This window comes from Halomonas binhaiensis (assembly GCF_008329985.2).
Lineage (GTDB): Bacteria > Pseudomonadota > Gammaproteobacteria > Pseudomonadales > Halomonadaceae > Halomonas > Halomonas binhaiensis.
Genome location: NZ_CP038437.2, coordinates 2,478,343 through 2,498,128 on the forward strand (window position 1 = coordinate 2,478,343; position 19,786 = coordinate 2,498,128).

The 19,786-nt window shown below is 56.9% G+C and carries 15 protein-coding genes; 7 read left to right on the top strand and 8 right to left on the bottom strand.

Features of this window, described 5'->3' with window-relative positions:
• Positions 1–135: 135 nt before the first annotated feature.
• Positions 136–2,508: a phosphoenolpyruvate synthase gene (ppsA, locus tag E4T21_RS10885; RefSeq protein WP_149285006.1), complete on the bottom strand. Its 2,373-nt coding sequence runs from the start codon at positions 2,506–2,508 to the stop codon at positions 136–138.
• Between the two features lie 295 nt (positions 2,509–2,803).
• On the opposite strand from ppsA, the gene ppsR reads away from it, so the two are divergent.
• The 5 genes from ppsR to E4T21_RS10910 all read left to right on the top strand — a co-directional run bounded on the left by ppsR (position 2,804) and on the right by E4T21_RS10910 (position 8,754).
• Positions 2,804–3,637: a posphoenolpyruvate synthetase regulatory kinase/phosphorylase PpsR gene (gene ppsR / locus E4T21_RS10890; protein WP_149285007.1), complete on the top strand. Its 834-nt coding sequence runs from the start codon at positions 2,804–2,806 to the stop codon at positions 3,635–3,637.
• A 142-nt stretch (positions 3,638–3,779) separates the two neighbouring features.
• A complete protein-coding gene (locus E4T21_RS10895; RefSeq protein ID WP_149285008.1) occupies positions 3,780–5,081 on the top strand; it encodes an imelysin family protein in 1,302 nt (433 codons plus the stop codon).
• Complete coding sequence (locus tag E4T21_RS10900) at positions 5,081–6,496, top strand: di-heme oxidoreductase family protein (protein ID WP_205423379.1); 1,416 nt, start codon at positions 5,081–5,083, stop codon at positions 6,494–6,496. The genes E4T21_RS10895 and E4T21_RS10900 overlap by 1 nt, the downstream gene beginning before the upstream one ends.
• 5 nt (positions 6,497–6,501) lie before the next feature.
• Positions 6,502–7,560 carry an imelysin family protein gene (locus tag E4T21_RS10905; RefSeq protein WP_240349099.1) on the top strand — a complete coding sequence of 353 codons (1,059 nt, stop codon included), beginning with the start codon at positions 6,502–6,504 and terminating at the stop codon, positions 7,558–7,560.
• 15 nt (positions 7,561–7,575) lie between these two features.
• Entirely contained in the window at positions 7,576–8,754 is a 1,179-nt protein-coding gene (locus E4T21_RS10910) for a DUF1513 domain-containing protein (protein ID WP_240349100.1), read from the top strand.
• A 25-nt stretch (positions 8,755–8,779) separates the two neighbouring features.
• Here E4T21_RS10910 and E4T21_RS10915 read toward each other — a convergent pair whose 3' ends face one another.
• From E4T21_RS10915 to E4T21_RS10935, 5 genes are all read right to left on the bottom strand, one after another.
• Positions 8,780–10,006 (bottom strand): CaiB/BaiF CoA transferase family protein, encoded by a 1,227-nt coding sequence (locus E4T21_RS10915; protein ID WP_149285009.1) that lies wholly within the window; start codon positions 10,004–10,006, stop codon positions 8,780–8,782.
• A 38-nt stretch (positions 10,007–10,044) separates the two neighbouring features.
• Positions 10,045–11,226 carry an acyl-CoA dehydrogenase gene (locus E4T21_RS10920; protein ID WP_149285010.1) on the bottom strand — a complete coding sequence of 394 codons (1,182 nt, stop codon included), beginning with the start codon at positions 11,224–11,226 and terminating at the stop codon, positions 10,045–10,047.
• 94 nt (positions 11,227–11,320) lie between these two features.
• The gene (gene mmsB / locus E4T21_RS10925) at positions 11,321–12,220 is read right to left on the bottom strand and encodes a 3-hydroxyisobutyrate dehydrogenase (RefSeq protein ID WP_149285011.1); all 900 of its coding nucleotides are present in this window, start codon (positions 12,218–12,220) and stop codon (positions 11,321–11,323) included.
• A 175-nt stretch (positions 12,221–12,395) separates the two neighbouring features.
• Entirely contained in the window at positions 12,396–13,523 is a 1,128-nt protein-coding gene (locus E4T21_RS10930; protein ID WP_149285012.1) for an enoyl-CoA hydratase/isomerase family protein, read from the bottom strand.
• 30 nt (positions 13,524–13,553) lie between these two features.
• A complete protein-coding gene (locus E4T21_RS10935; protein WP_149285013.1) occupies positions 13,554–14,720 on the bottom strand; it encodes an acyl-CoA dehydrogenase family protein in 1,167 nt (388 codons plus the stop codon).
• A gap of 350 nt (positions 14,721–15,070) precedes the next feature.
• Here E4T21_RS10935 and E4T21_RS10940 point away from each other — a divergent pair, with 350 nt between their 5' ends.
• Positions 15,071–15,511 (top strand): MerR family transcriptional regulator, encoded by a 441-nt coding sequence (locus E4T21_RS10940; RefSeq protein ID WP_149285014.1) that lies wholly within the window; start codon positions 15,071–15,073, stop codon positions 15,509–15,511.
• A gap of 129 nt (positions 15,512–15,640) precedes the next feature.
• Positions 15,641–17,332 (top strand): AMP-binding protein, encoded by a 1,692-nt coding sequence (locus E4T21_RS10945; protein ID WP_149285015.1) that lies wholly within the window; start codon positions 15,641–15,643, stop codon positions 17,330–17,332.
• A 506-nt stretch (positions 17,333–17,838) separates the two neighbouring features.
• Here the strand turns inward: E4T21_RS10945 and E4T21_RS10950 are convergent.
• Positions 17,839–18,417 (bottom strand): hypoxanthine-guanine phosphoribosyltransferase, encoded by a 579-nt coding sequence (locus tag E4T21_RS10950; protein WP_149285016.1) that lies wholly within the window; start codon positions 18,415–18,417, stop codon positions 17,839–17,841.
• 174 nt (positions 18,418–18,591) lie between these two features.
• Positions 18,592–19,605 carry a beta-N-acetylhexosaminidase gene (gene nagZ, locus E4T21_RS10955; RefSeq protein ID WP_149285017.1) on the bottom strand — a complete coding sequence of 338 codons (1,014 nt, stop codon included), beginning with the start codon at positions 19,603–19,605 and terminating at the stop codon, positions 18,592–18,594.
• Positions 19,606–19,786 lie beyond the last annotated feature (181 nt).

Sequence of the window (19,786 nt, forward strand, 5' to 3'; positions counted from 1 at the left end):
AGCGACAGTTGCGTATCAGGCAGCCAAAAACATCTAGCCAGTCAAAAACATCTAGTCCGTCAAAAACATCAACGCCGCAGCGTTGCTGCGGCGTTGGGCTTGAAGAGTAATGGTGTAGCAGAGAAACCCTCAGGCTCAGGACAGGCTCTCGCCTGCCAGCATGAACCAGGTTTCCAATACGGCGTCCGGATTCAGAGAGACCGAGTCGATTCCCTGCTCCATCAGCCATTTGGCCAGCTCAGGGTGATCTGACGGCCCTTGGCCACAGATACCCACGTACTTGCCCTTGGCCTTGCAGGCCTGGATGGCCATGGCCAGCAGTTTCTTGACAGCTGGATTACGCTCGTCAAACAGGTGGGCAACAATGCCTGAATCACGATCAAGTCCCAGAGTCAGCTGAGTCAGGTCGTTGGAGCCGATAGAGAAACCATCGAAATACTCGAGGAACTCATCCGCCAGCAGAGCGTTGGCCGGCAACTCGCACATCATGATGACCTTGAGGCCATTCTCGCCACGCTTGAGACCATTGGCAGCCAGCAGCTCGACAACTTCCCGGGCCTCATCGGTAGTACGAACGAAGGGTACCATCAGTTCGACATTGTCCAGACCCATTTCGTCACGCACACGCTTCATGGCCTGACATTCGAGCTCGAAGCAAGGCCGGAAGCTCTCGGAGATGTAGCGGGAGGCACCGCGGAAGCCCAGCATAGGGTTCTCTTCGCCCGGCTCATAGAGCTTGCCGCCAATCAAGTTCTCGTACTCGTTGGACTTGAAGTCCGACATACGCACGATGACACGCTGCGGATAGAAGGCAGCTGCCAATGTGGAAATACCCTCGACCAGCTTGTCGACATAAAAGCTGACTGGGTCGGCATAACCAGCTACGCGAAGATCAATGGTCTGCTGCAGTTCAGCAGGCAAGGTCGCATAGTCGAGCAGCGCCTTGGGGTGAACGCCGATCATCCGGTTGATGATGAACTCCAGGCGCGCCAGACCAACGCCGGAATTAGGCAGCGATGCAAAACTGAAGGCCCGATCGGGGTTACCCACGTTCATCATGATCTTGAACGGAATGTCAGGCATCGCATTGACACTGGTCACATTGCGATCGAACGCCAGCAGGCCGTCGTAGACATGGCCTGTATCGCCTTCAGCACAGGAAACCGTGACATCACGACCATCGGAGAGAACGTCAGTCGCATCACCACATCCCACGACAGCGGGAATACCCAGCTCCCGGGCGATGATGGCAGCGTGGCAGGTACGTCCACCACGATTGGTGACGATGGCGGAAGCCCGCTTCATGATCGGCTCCCAGTCCGGATCGGTCATGTCGGTGACCAGCACATCCCCAGCCTGCACTTTATCCATCTCGTCGGGGGACATGATCACCTTGACCGTCCCTTGGCCGATACGCTGGCCGATGGCACGACCATTGACCAAAGTGCGACCCTTTTCCTTGAGCTGGAAACGCTCCAGAGAGCCACCTTCCTGCTGGGAAACCACGGTCTCAGGGCGAGCCTGAACGATGTACAGCTCGTTATCATCGCCGTCCAGCGCCCACTCGATATCCATCGGGCGACCATAGTGCTGCTCGATGATGACGGCCTGGCGCGCCAATGCCATGACCTGCTCATCATTGATCGAGAACACACCTCGATCAGCGAGAGGAACATCCACCGTGGCAACGGATTTTCCCGCACTGGCGTCCTCGGTATAGATCATCTTGATCAGCTTGGAACCAAGGTTGCGGCGCAGAACTGCTGGGCGTCCTGCAGCCAGCGTCGGCTTATGCACGTAAAACTCATCGGGGTTGACCGCCCCCTGAACCACTGTCTCACCCAGTCCCCAGGAAGCAGTGACGAAAACAGCCTCGCGGAAACCTGATTCAGTATCCAGGGTGAACATGACGCCACTGGCGCCCGTCTCGGAACGCACCATCTTCTGTACACCGGCGGACAGCGCTACGTTCTCATGCGCGTAACCGCGGTGGACACGGTAGGAAATGGCACGATCATTGAACAGGGAAGCAAACACCTCGTGCACGGCACGCTTGATGTTGTCGTAGCCTTCAATGTTGAGGAAGGTCTCCTGCTGACCCGCAAAGGAAGCATCCGGAAGGTCTTCTGCGGTAGCAGAGCTGCGCACAGCGACCTTGAGGTTCGGGTGCTTGCTGAGCATGAGCTCATAGGCTTCACCCAGCGCAGACTCGAAAGCCGGGGGGAGTGGCGTATCGATGATCCATTGACGGATCTTGGCACCTGCTTCTGCCAGAGCGGCGACATCGTCGACATCCAGGCGAGCCAGTTCAGCATTGATACGATCGTTGAGCCCTTCATGAGCAAGAAACTCACGATAGGCATCAGCCGTAGTGGCAAAACCACCGGGGACTGTCACACCTGCGCCTGACAGATGGGAGATCATTTCACCCAGTGATGCATTCTTGCCGCCTACGCGCTCGACGTCATTCATACCCAACTGATCGAACCACAGAATGTACTTTTCCACCTTAGCCCCCTTTCTTGGCTATTCAGTGCCTCGGATCCATCCCGTTCAGGTTCATCTCGAGGCATCATGAATTGGATGCAGGCGACTCTAACAGCGCTGTCCACCAAGCGCTATCAGTATAGGGGCGTAGTCACTGGAGGATTTTTACAACACTCGGGGCATTTATCGGGATTTATGTAGTTTCACGTATTTTGCCTGACATGCCGTCACTTGCCGCAGCCGGCTCTGGCGGTGACAATGCGGGCATATGGCCTGTCTGGGCAGGCCACTACAAAAATGAGCAAAGAGCACCCTCATGACACGTACTGCTTTCTTCATTTCCGATGGTACTGGCATCACTGCCGAAAGCCTCGGCCGTAGTCTGCTGGCTCAGTTCGAGAATGTTGAGATTCGCAAACTGACCAAACCCTACATCGACACCATTGAAAAAGCGCACTCTCTGGTCGGCATCATTGAGGCCACAGCCGTGCGTGATGGTGTCCAACCCATCATCATCGATACCATCGTCGACCAGAAGATTCGTGAAGTGATTCGGGCTGCACCAGGCTTCAAGGTCGATATCTTCTCGACCTTCCTCGAGCCCCTGGAGAGAGAGCTGGAAACTCACTCCTCTTACAGTGTCGGACGCACCCATGCCATTGCCAGTGATGCCGCCTACATGGATCGCATCCACTCAGTGCATTTCGCTCTCGACAACGATGACGGGGCCCGAACCCATCAGTACGACCAGGCCGATGTCATCCTTGTTGGTGTATCCCGCTGCGGCAAGACACCGACATCGTTGTACCTGGCCTTGCAGTTCGGTATTCGAGCCGCCAACTACCCCCTGACCGAAGATGACCAGGATGAAGATGGCACCCTGAAACTGCCTCCCGTATTGGCCAAACATCGCCACAAGCTGTTCGGACTGACCATCGACCCACGCCGCTTGGCTGCCATCCGCCATGAACGCCGCCCCAACAGCCGTTACAGCTCCATGGACCAGTGCATGCAGGAAGTTTCGCAGGCTGAAGCGTTATATCGTCAGCTGCATATTCCGTTCATCGATACGACACGCTTCTCGGTGGAAGAAATCTCCACCCGGATGATCGCAGAGACAGGCATCAATCGCCGAGTCTCGCCTCGCTGAAACCATTGATGATCCGCCGGGCCAATTTGGAATCCGCAACAATTGTGCTGATCTGGGACAAGGGTAGGTAGTCTACTCTTTGCAATGAGATTGTCTCTCGTTACTATTTTCATCTCGGCTTATCAATAACAAGGATTCCATCATGGCCCAGCATTTCGCTCCTCGCCCGTTATCCGCACTTGTCGCAACCTGCATACTTTCCATCCCCTTCACCACCACTGCCATGGCCAATGCCACGGAAGGTGGGGATGTCACACCGCAGCAGGTGGTCTCTCACTATGCTGATCTGGCACACAACACCTACACCGATGCGCTGAAGAGTGCCAAGCAGCTCAATCAAGCCGTCGATACCCTGCTGGCCTCCCCCACGCCTGAGGCACTGGCCTCAGCCCGTCAAGCCTGGCGCCAGGCTCGAGTGAGCTATCAGCAAAGCGAGGTGTTCCGCTTCGGCAACCCAGTGGTGGACGACTGGGAAGGCCAGCTCAATGCCTGGCCTCTGGATGAAGGCCTGATCGACTACGTCGCCGAAGACCGCTACGAACACGAATTGGGCAATGCCGGCGCTACCGCCAATATCATTGCCTCGGAAAGCATTACCGTGGGCGGCGAGGATCTGGATGTTTCCGAGCTTACGCCAGAGCTGCTGGCCAGTCTGAATGAAGTCGGAGGCTCCGAGGCCAACGTTGCCACGGGGTATCACGCCATCGAATTTCTACTCTGGGGGCAGGATCTCCACGGCTATGACCCTGGTGCAGGAGAACGCGAAGCCACGGACTTTGCGCAAGACGATACCTGCACCAATGACCACTGCGATCGCCGCCGTACTTATCTCGACGCCGCCACCGACCTGCTGGTCTCTGACCTGGAATGGATGGTGGATCAGTGGGCCCCAGGTAATGACGTCAACTATCGCAGTGAATTGCTTGCCGCTCCGCCCCAGGAAGGCCTGCGGCGCATCCTGTTCGGCATGGGGTCGCTATCACTGGGAGAACTGGCAGGAGAGCGCATGAAGGTTGCTCTGGAAGCCAACTCCTACGAGGACGAACACGACTGTTTCAGCGACAACACCCACAACTCTCACTATTACAATGGCCAGGGCATCCAGAATGTCTACACCGGCCATTTCGAGCGCATGGACGGTACCACTTTTGACGGCCCCTCCATGGAGGACTTGCTCAAGCAGAGCGATCCTGAACTGTCCGCGACGTTGAGCCAGGAAATCGATGCATCAATGAGCGCACTGGGTGAGCTGAAGTCCCGGGCAGAGTCCAATGACGACCCCATGACATTCGACATGATGATCGCCCCGGGCAATGAGGAAGGTGCCACCTTGGTCAACAATGCCATCCTGGCACTGGTGACCCAGACAGGCAGCATTGAGAAAGCCGCCATCGACCTTGGGGTCGACAACCTGCAGTCCGATGATGCAGGACACAGCTTCTGATGATCCGAATCACTACCTCACAGCTGGCAACACTGGGTGTGTTGCCGCTGTGCATGACATTCACGCTGGCCTCTCCTGTGTTGAGCGCTTCCATTCAGGACACCCCCATGAGTGGAGGCGAAGGTTCGGTCGAACAATTCGACCATAACGCCTATTCACTACCACTGAAAAACCTGCCCATGACCGGACGCCTGGACTTCAGTGTCGGCAACAGTTTCTTTCGCAACCCTTGGGTGGTAGCACCGTCCAGCACTGATGCACGCGATGGGCTAGGCCCGTTGATCAACACCAACAGCTGCCAGGGATGCCATATCAAGGATGGGCGAGGTCATCCACCGGCACCTGGCCAGCGCCCGGTCTCACTCTTCCTGCGCTTGTCGATGCCAGCCACCAACGAGGATAGCGAAGTCGTGCGCATGACCGGTGTGGTGCCAGTGCCCCACTATGGACGCCAGTTGCAAACGGCGGCGATTCCCGGAGCCAGGCCTGAAGCAGATATGGTACTCAGCTATTCCGACAGAAAAGTGACGCTGTCCGATGGCACCGAAGTATCACTTCAGGTGCCGGACTATCGCATCGAAAAGCCCGCTTATGGCCCCCTGCCGGAAGACATGTTGACCTCCCCTCGGGTCGCCCCGCCGATGATTGGCCTGGGTCTGCTCGAAGTGGTGCCGGAAGAACAGCTCCTGGAGTATGCGGATCCCGATGATAGTGACGGAGATGGTATTTCCGGCCGCCCCAATCATGTCTGGGATGCACGCAAGGAAAGCACGGTACTCGGTCGTTTCGGCTGGAAAGCCGGGGAACCCACCATCGAGCAGCAGAGCCTGCATGCCTTTGCCGGCGACATGGGGCTGACCTCCAGCCTGGCGCCTGCCACGGACTGCATGCCAGAGCAAGATTGCAATGAGTTTGCCAGCGGCGGAACCCCGGAAGTGTCCGACAAGGTCGCCAATTTCGTGACCTTCTATGCTCAGAGCCTGGCTGTCCCTCAGCGGCGCGGCATGGATGATCCTGCTGTACAGGCCGGTGCCAGGCTCTTCAACGACATTGGCTGCAGCAGTTGTCACCGCCCCAGCCTGACCACGGCCGATAAGACGCCCCGCCCGGAAATGGCCAACCAGACGTTGTGGCCCTACAGCGACCTGCTGCTGCATGACATGGGTGAGGCACTAGCGGATGGCCGCCCCGAGTATGAAGCCGATGGCCAAGAATGGCGCACACCCCCACTCTGGGGAGTCGGCCTGGCACAAAGTATCAACGAGCGTGCCGGATTTCTGCATGACGGCCGTGCGCGAACCCTGGAAGAGGCCATTCTATGGCACGCTGGCGAAGCTGAAGACAGCACCCTGGCCTATCGTGATCTTTCCGCGGAACAGCGCTCCCAGCTGAACGAGTTCCTGAATTCACTGTGATTTACATGAACGGCGTGGTTTCCATGAACGGCATGATTTCCCTGAACTGCCCTAGGGCCGTCGGCATCGCTTGTCTGTCGCTACTCTCGGTATCTTCCCAGGCTGCCGATACATCCGTGACTCCACGCCAGCAGTGGTATCAGGATATTGGTGCACTCTACACCAGGCTGGCCGAGGCCACCGACCAATTGCAGGAAGACGCCACCGCCTTGTGCTCTGCACCAGAAGCAAACAGCGAAAGCCAATTGCGTTCGGACTGGCTCTCTGCCTATCGCGCCTGGCAAGCCGTACGCTTTGTCGACTTCGGCCCCATCGAAGTCAATAGCCGTGCCTGGCAGCTGCAGTTCTGGCCAGACAAGAAGAACCTGGTTGGCAGCCGGATCAAGGCCCGACTGCATCAGGACACGCAGGTCTCCCAGTCTGACATCGATGGAGCGGGTGTCGCAGAGCAAGGGTTTCCTGCATTGGAAGCCCTGCTGTATGACGAGGGAATGGCTGATTTGACACTCTCTGCGGAGCAACCCTGTGCCCTGCTCCAGGCTATCTCGACTCACCTGAACGAGACGAGCACGGCTTTGGTGACAGATTGGGAGGCTTTCGGGGATTACTACCAGTCTACCGACAGCATGACGCAAGCCACGCTTCACGCTGCCATGCAGACGCTGGAAACCATTGAAGACAAGCGCCTTGGCGGTCCCATCGGGATGATGGGCAGCCCCGCCAACGCCTATCGCGCAGAAGCCTGGCGCAGCGATGCTTCGATCAGCCTGATCGAGGCCAGCCTGCAGGGCCTGAAGGAAGGGTTTCTACCAGGCCTGATAGCGAGCCTCGACAATATTGATCGCAGCGATCTTGCACAAGCCTTCGACAGCCAGCTCGACAAGACGATCAAGCAGGCACAGGAACTTGATGGCGGCATCGCCAGCGGGCTGGAAGACGCCGATGCCCAGGCGGGCTTGACCACGCTCTATATGAAGGTCGCTCAGTTACGCCAACTGCTCAACGAACAGATCGCCAGTGCCCTTGGGGTAGTGCGCGGGTTCAACTCCAGCGATGGCGATTGATTGAGGAGCGGTATCGTGGCATTGGACAGACAGCGCCGGAAGCTATTGAAGCTGGGTCTTGTCAAACTGGGTCTTGCAAAACGGAGTCTTTTTAAACTAGGCCTTGGCAGCCTGGGGGCTGGCTTCGCCCTGGGTGGGACGAACCTGGCAACGGCACAACGGGTTTTAGACAATCAGGAAAACCGGCGCCAATGGTTCTTCAGCGCTGTCGATGATCCCGAGGGGAACCACCACCTGGCCGGTATCCACCGCGACGGCAGCGAATACTTTCTACTGCCGGCCCCCGAGCGCTGCCACGGTGGCTGCCTGCACCCTCACCAGCCTCAGGCAGTACTCTTCGCACGCCGCCCTGGCCGCCACTTCCACGTTGTTGATGCACGCCACCATCGCGAACTGCAAAGCATCGATGCAGGCCCGGGATACCACTTCTATGGCCATGGCGTTTTCGACCCATCTGGACGCTGGCTCTACGTGACCGCCAACCGTCTTGAGGATGCCATGGGCCTGGTAAGGGTCTACGACGCCAATGCGGGCTATGCTCATCACCATGACATTGAGCTGGATGGTATCGGCCCCCATGAACTCAAGCTGATGCCAGATGGTGATACCCTGATTGTGGCCCTCGGGGGGATAAGGACACATCCAGATAGTGGCCGTATCAAGTTGAACCTCGAAGACATGGACCCGGCCTTGCTGTTGGTGAACCGTCACAGCGGCGAAATTCAAGCCCGCCACAGGCCATCCCATCATCAGCTCAGCGTTCGCCACCTCGATGTGGCAGCAAATGGCAGCGTAATCGTCGGCTATCAGTTTGAAGGCCCGGTCTGGGAAACACACCACCCACTGGTCGCTCACCTTGACCCTCAAGGCAAGTTTCACGAATTCGATCTCGGCGAGCTGCAGCCGAAGCTGGCCCAGTACACTGCCAGCGTAGCCGTCAGCCAGTCGCAGAGCGGCTCCTCCAGCAGCACCTTGATCACTGCTCCCCGAGGGGGGCGTATCATCATGCTCGACCAGCAAAGTGGAGATATCATCGCGGCACCCGAACTGGCGGATGCCGCAGGCGCCCGCTGTGATGGCCAGGGGGGATATATTGTCACTACCGGAAATGGCGGGTTCTACCAGGTTTCTGCACAAGGTGGACTCACGCAACTGGCGAAACTGCCATTGCGCTGGGATAACCACCTCACCTAAGGGCTTTGGCCGATGTCATGGCTCATCAGCGCACAATACCCTCGGCCCGCAAGCGTGCAATGTTCTCTGCCGATAGCCCCATTTCCGTCAGCACTCTGTCACTATGCTCCCCCAGAGCCGGTGGTGGCTGATCACCCGTGGCACTTTCCCCATCGAAGCGAAGAGGATTGGCCACCTGGGGAACGCCGTCTATGTTCCTGGCCATGCCTCGATGACATACCTGAGGATCAGCAAAGACCTCGGGGAGCTTATGAATGGGACCTGCGGGAATCCCCAACGCTTCGAACTTTGCCAGCCACGCATCACGCTCATCTCGCATAAGCGCGTTCTGGACCTCGGCCACCAATTCGTCTCGGTGAGCTACCCGCCCTTCATTGGTCGACCAGGGGCCATCGGCCCACTCTGGATGACCAAGCAACCCTGCCAGACGAGAGAACTGTCCATCATTACCGACGGTCAGCACCAGGTGCCCGTCAGCACAGGCAAACGCCTGGTACGGCACGATATTGGGGTGGGCATTGCCGTAACGGGCAGGCGCTTTCCCACTGACCAGGGTATTGAGTGCCTGGTTGGCCAATGTCGCCACCTGTACATCGAGCAGTGCCAGATCGATGTGAGTGCCCTGCCCGGTTTCGCGACGGCGATGAAGCGCTGCCAGTACGCCAATGGTCGCGTACAGTCCTGTCATCACATCGGTAATCGCCACGCCAGTCTTCATCGGCATGCCATCGGCTTCGCCAGTGAGACTCATCAGGCCTCCCATGGCCTGGATCATGAAGTCATAACCCGCTCGGTGGGCATAGGGGCCGGACTGACCAAAACCCGTGATTGAACATACGATCAGCTCCGGATTCAGCGCTCTCAAGCTCTCGGCATCAAGGCCGTATCGCTTGAGCCCGCCCACCTTGAAGTTCTCCAGCACGATATCCGCCTGCTTGGCCAGATCACGTATCAAGGACTGCCCTTCGCTGGACGCCATGTCCACCGCCAACGACTGCTTGCCGCGGTTGGCACACAGAAAATAGGCCGCTTCTCGCAGCGTTTCGCCCTGGGCATCGCGGCCAGCAGCAAAGTGCCAGGGAGGCCCCCAACTGCGGGTATCATCTCCCCGGATCGGATGCTCGATCTTGATCACTCGTGCCCCCAGGTCGGCCAGGAGTTGACCGGCCCATGGGCCGGCCAGCACGCGAGACATATCCAGCACCATCACCCCGGACAAAGGCTTGCTAGCCGCCATGCTGTCGCTTGTCATTCTGTTGTTGTCTCCGTGGTTCGGTCAGATAAGGAGCATCAGCCGGTAAAGGCCTGAATACCCGTCTGAGCACGACCAAGAATCAATGCATGAACGTCGTGAGTACCTTCGTATGTATTGACCGCCTCGAGATTCATGACATGACGAATGACATGGTATTCATCGCTGATGCCATTGCCGCCGTGCATGTCCCGGGCAACCCGGGCAATATCCAGCGCCTTGCCGCAGTTGTTGCGCTTGATCAGTGAAATGGCCTCGGGAACCAGTTGCCCTTCGTCGATCATCCGCCCTACCCGCAGCGATGCCTGCAGACCAAGTGCGATTTCGGTCTGCATGTCAGCGAGTTTCTTTTGTATCAACTGGTTGGCTGCCAGTGGGCGACCAAATTGCTTACGCTCCATGGTGTAGCTGCGAGCGGCATGCCAACAGGCTTCCGCCGCACCCATGCTGCCCCAGCTAATGCCATAACGTGCACGATTGAGACAGGAAAAAGGTCCTTTGAGCCCTTGTACACCAGGCAGACGCTGATCATCTGACACTTCCACATCCTGCATGGCAATCTGCCCAGTGATGGAAGCACGCAGACTGAATTTGCCTTCGATCTTGGGAGCAGACAGGCCTGGCATGCCCTTTTCAAGGACGAAACCACGAATCACGCCTTCATCATCCTTTGCCCAGACCACGAAGACATCGGCAATGGGGGAATTGGTGATCCAGGTCTTGGTGCCATTGAGGCGCCATCCAGCATCTGTGCGAGTCGCCCGCGTGACCATGCCGCCTGGATCCGAGCCGTGGTCCGGTTCTGTCAGACCAAAGCAGCCGACCCACTCACCACTGGCCAGACGAGGCAGGTACTTGTCGCGCTGGGACTCGCTACCAAAAGCATGGATGGGATACATGACCAAGCTGGACTGTACACTCATGGCGCTGCGATAGCCGGAATCGACACGCTCCACTTCACGAGCAATCAGGCCATAGCTGACATAGTTCATGCCAGCACACCCATAGCCATCGATGGTGACACCCAGCAATCCCAGCTCGCCCATCTCGTTCATGATCTCACGATCAAAACGCTCGTGACGGTTGGCTTCAAGCACTCTAGGTAACAGCTTTTCCTGGCAATAATCATGAGCTGTCTGGTGAACCATGCGCTCTTCTTCGCTGAGCTGGTCCACCAGACGGAACGGGTCTTCCCAAGTGACAGGGGTAATCTGACTCACGGCAGCCTCTCTCAAAATATCTACATTTTTATAAAATGTAGGCGAATTATGATGAGTTGCCAACCCCCCTCCACGACTTTCTTCGAGATATTTTCTACTCGTCTTTCGCGCGATAGAGCTTCTGGATACTGGAGAAATCCAACCCTCCAGATCCCTGGGCGCTGTGCAGGGCAAACAGATTGCGCGCTTCGGAACCCATGGGCACTGGCGCCTTGGAAGCCAAGGCCAGCTCCCATGCCAGACCAAGATCCTTGGCCATCAGATCCGTCAGGAAGCCACCTTGATATTCCCGCGATGCAGCAGACCCTTCCATCACCCCCGGCCAAGGGTTATAGACATTCAATGCCCAGTTGCCACCACTACTCTGTTTCATGATTTCCGAAAGTACCGCAGGGTCAAGCCCATTGCGCACCCCCAGCGCCAGTGCCTCGGCCGTACCACTCATCAGAATCCCGAGCAGCATGTTGTTGCATATCTTGGCAATCTGCCCACTCCCTGCCGCCCCAGCATGAAACAGGTTCTTTCCCATGACTTCGAGTACAGGGCGCGCCTGCTCAAAGCCCGCACTGTCGCCACCAACAATGAACGTCAAGGTGCCAGCTTCCGCTCCCCCGATACCACCAGAAACGGGCGCATCCAGAAACGTGAAACCACGCTCGGCTGCCGCGCTTCCCACTGCCTGCGCATCCTGAGGAGAAATCGTTGATGCGTCGATGATCAAAGGGCGGGAAGCCAGGTCATCAAGCAAACCAGGTGCCTCACCGCGGCCCAGATACAAGCCTCGCACATGCTGGCCCGCAGGCAGCATGGAAATCACTACATCCGCACCCCCGGCAGCCTCCAGTGCACTGGAGGCACGCTCAGCACCTTCGGACTCGAGTGCCGCCATCGCACTGTCGACAAGATCGAAAACACGCACACTGTGGCCGGCCTTGACGAGATTCTTCGCCATCGGCATACCCATGTTGCCCAACCCGATAAAAGCAATGTTCATGGCGTGACTCCTGTTGTTATGTGCAAAAAATGTCTGTGCAAGAAATGGTTGTGCAGGGAAAAATTGCCGCTAAAAAAGATTTCAGCACATCTCTGCCAGCTCGCCTTGTTGCTATACCCGCTCTTTTTGTTGGTATAGAAGCGGCATGATTGAAATGGAAATGCCATGGTCGGGATCAGAGATCGTCCAGTGGTCCAGGCTGCTGATGCCAGGGAGGACTGAACATGGCCTCAAGGTCTGCGTCCGAAATGCTGGATACATCCTGATGACGCCAGCGTGGGGACTGATCCTTGTCGATCAACAGGGCTCTGACCCCCTCGGCGAAATCACCAAGCACATTGCATTGTATGGATGCCACCAGTTCATCGCGGAAAGCATCGGCCAGAGAACCATGGCGGTGGCGTTCCAGCATTTCCCAGGCCAACCGAGCCGAAAGTGGGCAGCCTGCCGCCAGCCTCTTGCGGTTGGCAGCCAGCCAAGCGTCTTCATTGGCATCTTCCAGAATGGCCGCTATCGCATCCTCCACCCGGGCCTTGCGCGTCAGAGATTGCAGATGATCAAGCAACGGACGCACCTGGGCCGACGGCGCCTGATCCCGCCTCTCAAGCTCAGCGACATTGCGCATGATGACGGCTTCGGCACTATTCTCACTCCCTTCCACCATATGGCTGTCGCAAATGCCTGCAAGCAGCTCATCCTTGCGCTCTCTCGGGATGAAATGATCGGCCAGGCCCAAGTCAAGGGCATCCCTGGCGTTCAGGTTGGCCCCAGTCAGGCCCAGATAGGCACCGATGCCTGGCAGCATGCGATTGAGAAACCAACTGGCACCAATATCCGGATATAGGCCAATGGTGATTTCCGGCATGGCGACACGAGTCGTTTCCGTGACCAGACGATGATTGGCTCCGGCAGTGAGGCCTAGGCCTCCTCCCATCACGATGCCATCGGCCCAGACCAGCACAGGCTTCGGGTAAGTATGCAGGAGGTAGTCGAGACGATATTCGTGGGTGAAATATTCCTGGGCATGACGGCCTCGTACACCGCCTTCGTCCTCTTCCTGCTTGAGCGCCTTGACCAGGGAGACTACATCTCCCCCCGCACAAAAGGCCTTGTCTCCTGCACCATCCAACCATACGGCATGGATGGCTGGATCCTCTGCCCACTGCCGCAACCTGGTATCGAGCAGTTGAATCATTTCAAGGCTCAATGCATTGAGGCTTCGCGATGCATTCAGGGTAGCCAGGCCAATACGTCCGCCATCCGCCGTAGCGCGTTCCTCGAAGACGACTACAGGTTCCGTCATCACATTCTCCTTGTTCATTGACATGCCCAGTTACTGCAGCGACTCGATCACTCCATCCTGCAGCAGACGACGAGCCACAATCAGGCGCATGATTTCGTTGGTGCCTTCCAGTATTTGATGTACTCGCGTATCACGAACCAGCCTTTCCAGAGGATATTCGCAAATGTAGCCATAGCCCCCATGCAGTTGCAGCGCCTCATTGCACACCCGGAATCCCACATCAGTAGCGAAGCGCTTGGCCATCGCACAATGTGCGGTCGCCTCAGGGTCCTTGTTGTCCAGGCGCCAGGCAGCCTGACGCACCATCAGACGAGCCGCCATCAATTCAGTGGCCATGTCAGCGAGCTTGAACTGCAACGCCTGAAACGCCGATAGCTCCTTGCCAAACTGCTTGCGCTCTCCCATATAGTTGCGTGCCAGGGTCAGGGCCTGCTGGGCTGCGCCCAGGGAACAACTGGCGATATTGAGTCGGCCGCCATCTAGCCCCTTCATGGCAAACTTGAAGCCTTCGCCTTCCTCACCTAGTCGATATTCCGCAGGGACACGCACTCCATCAAAACTGATCAGTCGGGTGGGCTGGCTTTTCCAGCCCATCTTCTCTTCTTTCTTGCCGTAGCTGATGCCCTCAGCATCGGCGGGGACGACAAAGGCAGACACGCCGCTGGCACCGCTATCCGCTGCACCGGTGCGTGCCATCACCACCAGCACCTCCGTGGAACCGGCTCCCGATATGAACATCTTGGCGCCGTGCAACACATAATCGTCACCATCACGTTCCGCCCTGGTACGAAGGTTGGCCGCATCTGATCCCGCGCCCGGCTCCGTCAGGCAGTATGAGCCCAGCAGTTGTCCGCTGACCATCGCTTCTGAATATCTCTCCTTGACGCTATCGCTTCCCCAACTGGCGATCATCCAGGTGACCATATTGTGAATGGTCAGATAGGCCGTGGTAGCAATGCAGCCCTGAGAGAGCTGCTCAAAAATGAGCGAGGCATCAAGCCGGGACAGACCAAGGCCACCTTGTTCTTCAGGGGTATAGATGCCGAGGAAGCCGGCCTCCCCTGCACGGCGAATGACATCAAGAGGGAAATGAGACTCCTTGTCCCAGTCGGCAGCATGATCAGCAAGCTCGACCCGGGCGAAGTCCGCGGCTGCGGCAACAAGCGCCTTCTGGTCATCACTCAGAGTAAAATCCATGGTTCAACCTCTTTGATGAATAGTGACAGCACTGATAGAAGCCTCATGGACACCAGCTTCAGGCAAAGATGATGCGCTTTCAGTGTGATACGCCCAACCTAGCACTTGCTTGGTTTATGCCATATCACTCCATGGTCGTACTTATGACATCAGTAGCTCTTGCACACTCTGCCACCAGCGGCTGTGATGGCCTGATACATCATTTTTCACTCATGCTCCCTTCACTCACATGGTTATGCTAAAGCGACTTTACGTTTACGTAAACGTCGTCTAGTGTTTTCACTGACAAGTCCTTCCCGGAAGCCAAAGGTCCGGTTCCGGGAAGGCCACCGACTCAAGGACACTTCACCATGAACGATGCTCTCGACCGCGACCGCCTGCAGGGCAATCAGCGCACCTACACGATTGGTGAGTTGGCCAAGATGTTCGAGGTAACACCGCGCACCATCCGCTTTTATGAACAGGAAGGCCTGGTGTCGCCGCTGCGCCAGGGGCAGAAACGCATTTATAGAGACAAGGACCGTGTGCGCCTGAAACTCACACTGCGAGGAAAGCGCCTGGGCTTTTCATTGGCCGAAATACGCGAAGTGGTGCTGATGTATGACGCCATGCCGGGTGGGGATGCCCGCCAGCTCAAACGCCTGCTTGAGATCATTGCCGAAAAACGCTCGGAGCTGGACCGTCAGCTCGAGGACATTCGCCTGATGCGGCTAGAAATGGACCACGTTGTCCAACGTGCCCAAGAAGCTCTGAATCAACTCGGACAACAGGAAAAACAAGAACAGTTATAGGTCATCCCTGTGGAGGGACCTGCCAAAGTCCATGTCAGTGGCTGAAGAGCCGGCAACACGCTCGACGACACGATTGAGAATAACAACAACCTCCCTTACATGATCAGCAACAACAGGACGAGAACCAAGATGACACGCCAGACCCCCTCGCTCAGTTACGTCAGCGGCACCAGCGATCTTCCACTCAAGGGCCAGACCATTGGCGACTGCTTCGATGATACGGTTGCGCGCTTTCCGGATCGAGATGCCTTGATCAGTCGTCACCAGGGGCTCAGGTATACCTGGCGCGAATTGCAAAGCAGCGTCAATCAGGCTGCCCGGGGGCTGCTGGCCATGGGGGTACGGAAAGGCGATCGCGTAGGTATCTGGTCTCCCAATTGCGCCGAATGGACCATCACCCAGTTCGCCACTGCCAAGATCGGCGCCATATTGGTCAACATCAACCCCAGCTATCGCTCTCACGAGCTGGAATATGCGCTCAACCAGTCAGGCACATCCACGCTCATCCTGCAGGGGGCTTTCAAGACTTCCGACTATGTCGCCATTCTTGCCGAGCTGGCCCCGGAACTGAATGAAATACAAGATGCGGCACCATTGAAACTGGCCCGACTGCCCGAGCTCAAACGGGTCATCTGTCTCGATACTACCCGTGCACTTCCTGGCATGAACGTATGGGACAAGATGCTGGAACGAGGCCACGAGGTCAGTGCAGAGGAACTGGCCAGCCTGCAGGACACGCTCCAGTTCGATGATCCCATCAACATTCAATACACCTCTGGCACTACCGGTGCCCCAAAGGGCGCGACGCTGTCACACCACAACATTCTCAACAACGGGCTGTTCGTGGGCAGGACCATGAATCTGAGCGAACAGGACCGTATGGTCATTCCCGTTCCTCTCTACCACTGCTTTGGCATGGTCATGGGTAATCTCGGTTGCGTCACCCATGGCACCTGCATGATCTATCCCGGCGATGGCTTCGACCCTGAAGCCACCTTGCTAAGCGTCTGCGAGGAAAAGGCCACCGCTCTATACGGCGTCCCTACCATGTTCATAGCCGAGCTCGAGCACCCCAGTTTCGACACATTCGACCTGTCCACGTTGAGGACCGGCATCATGGCGGGCTCCATTTGCCCTATCGAAGTGATGCGCAAGGTCATTGAGCGTATGCACATGAAGGACGTCACCATCTGCTATGGCATGACCGAAACCAGTCCTGTGAGCCTTCAGACCACCACTGAGGCTGCACTCGAAAAACGCGTGACGACAGTGGGCACCATCCACCCTCACCTTGAAGTGAAGCTGATCAGCCCGGAAACAGGCGCCGTTGTTCCCCGAGGACAGACAGGAGAATTATGCACCCGAGGCTATAGCGTCATGGTCGGCTATTGGAACAACAGAGAGGCAACGGACAAGGCCATTGACGGCTCAGGCTGGATGCATACCGGGGACCTGGCCACCATGGATGATGAAGGTTATGTCTCTATCGTCGGCCGTATCAAGGACATGATCATTCGTGGTGGCGAGAATATCTATCCCCGGGAAATCGAGGACTTCCTTTATACCCACGAGGCAATCTCCGATGTTCAGGTCATCGGCGTACCGGACCAGAAGTACGGCGAAGAAGTGATGGCCTGGGTCAAGCTGGTAGAAGGGAGCTATCTGACCGAAGACGAACTCAAGGACTTCTGCCAAGGCAGGATTGCCCACTACAAGATCCCGCGTTATATAAAATTCGTCGAGGCCTTCCCGATGACGGTGACGGGAAAAATCCAGAAATTCAAGATGCGCCAGCAGGCCAGCCAAGAGTTGGGGTTATAGCAATGCACATGCGGTAAGCGGTAAGCGGTAAGCGGTAAGCGGTAAGCGGTAAGCGGTAAGCGGTAAGCGGTAAGCGGTAAGCGGTAAGCGGTAAGCGGTAAGCGGTAAGCGGTAAGCGGTAAGCGGTAAGCGGTAAGCGGTAAGCGGTAAGCGGTAAGCGGTAAGCGGTAAGCGGTAAGCGGTAAGCGGTAAGCGGTAAGCGGTAAGCGGTAAGCGGTAAGCGGTAAGCGGTAAGCGGTAAGCCAGCAGTATCCTGTCGTGGCCTGGCTCCATGCAACACATGACATCTCACGAGAAAGCCCCTGCAGCTTGAATGCAGAGGCTTTCACTTATCGCTTCAAGCTTATGGCTTACGGCTCGTGGCTTAAAGCTTAAAGCTTATGGCTTAAAGCTTATGGCTTATGGCTTATGGCTTATGGCTTATGGCTTATGGCTTATGGCTTATGGCTTATGGCTTATGGCTTATGGCTTATGGCTTATGGCTTACAGCTCTTGCAGAGCGTGAATCACATCCCCTTCGGAGCGAAGATCCCTGGGGCATTCCGCCAATACCCCTTGTAATCCATACCGAAGCCGAAGACATAACGATCCGCGACTTCGAGGCTGCAATAATCCGCCTTGAGCCCAGGCACGGCCTTGCGATCATGGCTCTTGTCCACCAGCACCGCAGTGGACACGCTCTTCGCGCCTGCCTCGCGGCAGTATTCGAGAATCGCAGCCAAAGTGGCACCTTCATCCAGAATGTCATCGACAATCACGACGTGGCGACCTGCCATGGGAATTTCTGGAGATACGCGCCAGAACAACTCCCCACCACGAGTCTTGCCTCGATAGCGGGTGGCATGCAGATAATCGACTTCCAACGGGAAGCCCAGACGCGGCAGCAAGTGGCCTGTCGTGATCAAGCCGCCATTCATGACGCAATAGAACACAGGCAGCTTATCGCCTAGATCGCGCGTAATCTCATCCGCCATGCGATCAAGGGCACGCTCAACTTCGTCGTGACTGATCAAGCAATCAGCGTTATCCATGACATCTCGCATGTCATCGAGGGAGGCACTGTGCACGGGATCAAGTTTCGGCATAAAGGAGCTCATTCATCAATCAATCATCATCAGAAACAGGGAAACTCTCTGACTCCTCTCGCACTCGATACCTAAATGGCCATTTCCACCAAAGGTATGCACACTTGGCAGACCAGCAGCTAATGTCACCAGCCAATATATAAAGCACGGATGAGTGGTGGATTTCCCTGCAGATCAGGAAGCGTTCATCGCTTCCAGTCGCGCATGGACACGTCTCCAACGGCCAAGCGCGGTCAGGGCATCCAGATCAGGACGTGCCCGGCCATAGCGAAGGCGGGAAGCTCGTTTCGAGGTCATGCCTTCACAGGCAGCCAGCACTTCACGGGCAGCAGGTCGATCATTGCAGATCAGCACTATGTCGCAGCCAGCATCCAGGGCTGCCTGAGCCCGCTCGGCCGGCCCGCCAGCCACATGGGCCCCCGCCATGGTCAGATCATCAGAAAATATCACGCCCTTGAATCCCAGACTTTCTCGCAGCATACCCAGCCAGGAAGGCGAGAATCCTGCCGGACGCGAGTCAAAGGCGGGATACACGACATGTGCCGGCATCACGGCATCTAGACGCGAAGCCAGTTTCGTGAATGGCACCAGGTCACTGGAACGCAATGCATCAAGATCACGCTCATCCACGGCCATATCGTGATGAGTATCCGTAGCAACACCGCCATGTCCTGGGAAATGCTTGCCAACGCCTACCATGCCTGCTTCGTGCAGGCCGTCCAGAAAAGCACCAGCCAGCGTCGCTACTGTCTCGGGACAATCAGCAAAGCTGCGATTACCAATCACTGACGACAGTCCTACGTCAACATCCAGTACCGGGGCAAAGCTCAGGTCAAGACCGCAGGCCGCCATTTCCATTCCCAACAACCAGCCTGCATCCTGGCACAGCCGCAAGGCCACTTCAGGTGCTGCGCGATATTCCTGCCCAAGGCGAGCCATCGGGGGAATACGAGTCACGCCATCCTTGAGGCGCTGTACCCGCCCTCCCTCCTGGTCGATGCCCAGCAACAGGCCAGGCCTTGCTTCACGAATCGAACTACACAGCTCTCTGACCTGGGCCGCTTCAAGAGTATTGCGTGCAAACAGAATCACGCCGCCCACCGCCGGATGCTGGAGCATATCGCACTCTTCAGCCGTCAGTTCCGGGCCATCAAGATCGAGCATCACTGGTCCGAGCGTCTGAGTCATGTCGCCTACCTGATCGGAAAAAAGGGGATGAGTTTAGACCAAAGTCAGTGCTCGTGACACCCTACCACTCAATAATGGTCCTATCACGCCAAGGACGCCCACAGTGATAGCACTCCATCTACAGCAACTTAACGCTGAAAGCTTTGGTCTGGAAAACGTCAGACTCAAAAGCTTCGACCTG

What these genes read in the sequence shown, in the direction of transcription:
- ppsR (WP_149285007.1), top strand. Translation starts at nt 2,804, where the DNA reads ATGACACGTACTGCTTTCTTCATTTCCGATGGTACTGGCATCACTGCC.
- E4T21_RS10945 (WP_149285015.1), top strand. Translation starts at nt 15,641, where the DNA reads ATGACACGCCAGACCCCCTCGCTCAGTTACGTCAGCGGCACCAGCGAT.
- E4T21_RS10930 (WP_149285012.1), bottom strand. Translation starts at nt 13,523, where the DNA reads ATGACGGAACCTGTAGTCGTCTTCGAGGAACGCGCTACGGCGGATGGC.
- E4T21_RS10895 (WP_149285008.1), top strand. Translation starts at nt 3,780, where the DNA reads ATGGCCCAGCATTTCGCTCCTCGCCCGTTATCCGCACTTGTCGCAACC.
- E4T21_RS10905 (WP_240349099.1), top strand. Translation starts at nt 6,502, where the DNA reads ATGAACGGCGTGGTTTCCATGAACGGCATGATTTCCCTGAACTGCCCT.
- nagZ (WP_149285017.1), bottom strand. Translation starts at nt 19,605, where the DNA reads ATGACTCAGACGCTCGGACCAGTGATGCTCGATCTTGATGGCCCGGAA.
- E4T21_RS10950 (WP_149285016.1), bottom strand. Translation starts at nt 18,417, where the DNA reads ATGCCGAAACTTGATCCCGTGCACAGTGCCTCCCTCGATGACATGCGA.
- E4T21_RS10915 (WP_149285009.1), bottom strand. Translation starts at nt 10,006, where the DNA reads ATGACAAGCGACAGCATGGCGGCTAGCAAGCCTTTGTCCGGGGTGATG.
- E4T21_RS10940 (WP_149285014.1), top strand. Translation starts at nt 15,071, where the DNA reads ATGAACGATGCTCTCGACCGCGACCGCCTGCAGGGCAATCAGCGCACC.
- E4T21_RS10935 (WP_149285013.1), bottom strand. Translation starts at nt 14,720, where the DNA reads ATGGATTTTACTCTGAGTGATGACCAGAAGGCGCTTGTTGCCGCAGCC.
- mmsB (WP_149285011.1), bottom strand. Translation starts at nt 12,220, where the DNA reads ATGAACATTGCTTTTATCGGGTTGGGCAACATGGGTATGCCGATGGCG.
- E4T21_RS10900 (WP_205423379.1), top strand. Translation starts at nt 5,081, where the DNA reads ATGATCCGAATCACTACCTCACAGCTGGCAACACTGGGTGTGTTGCCG.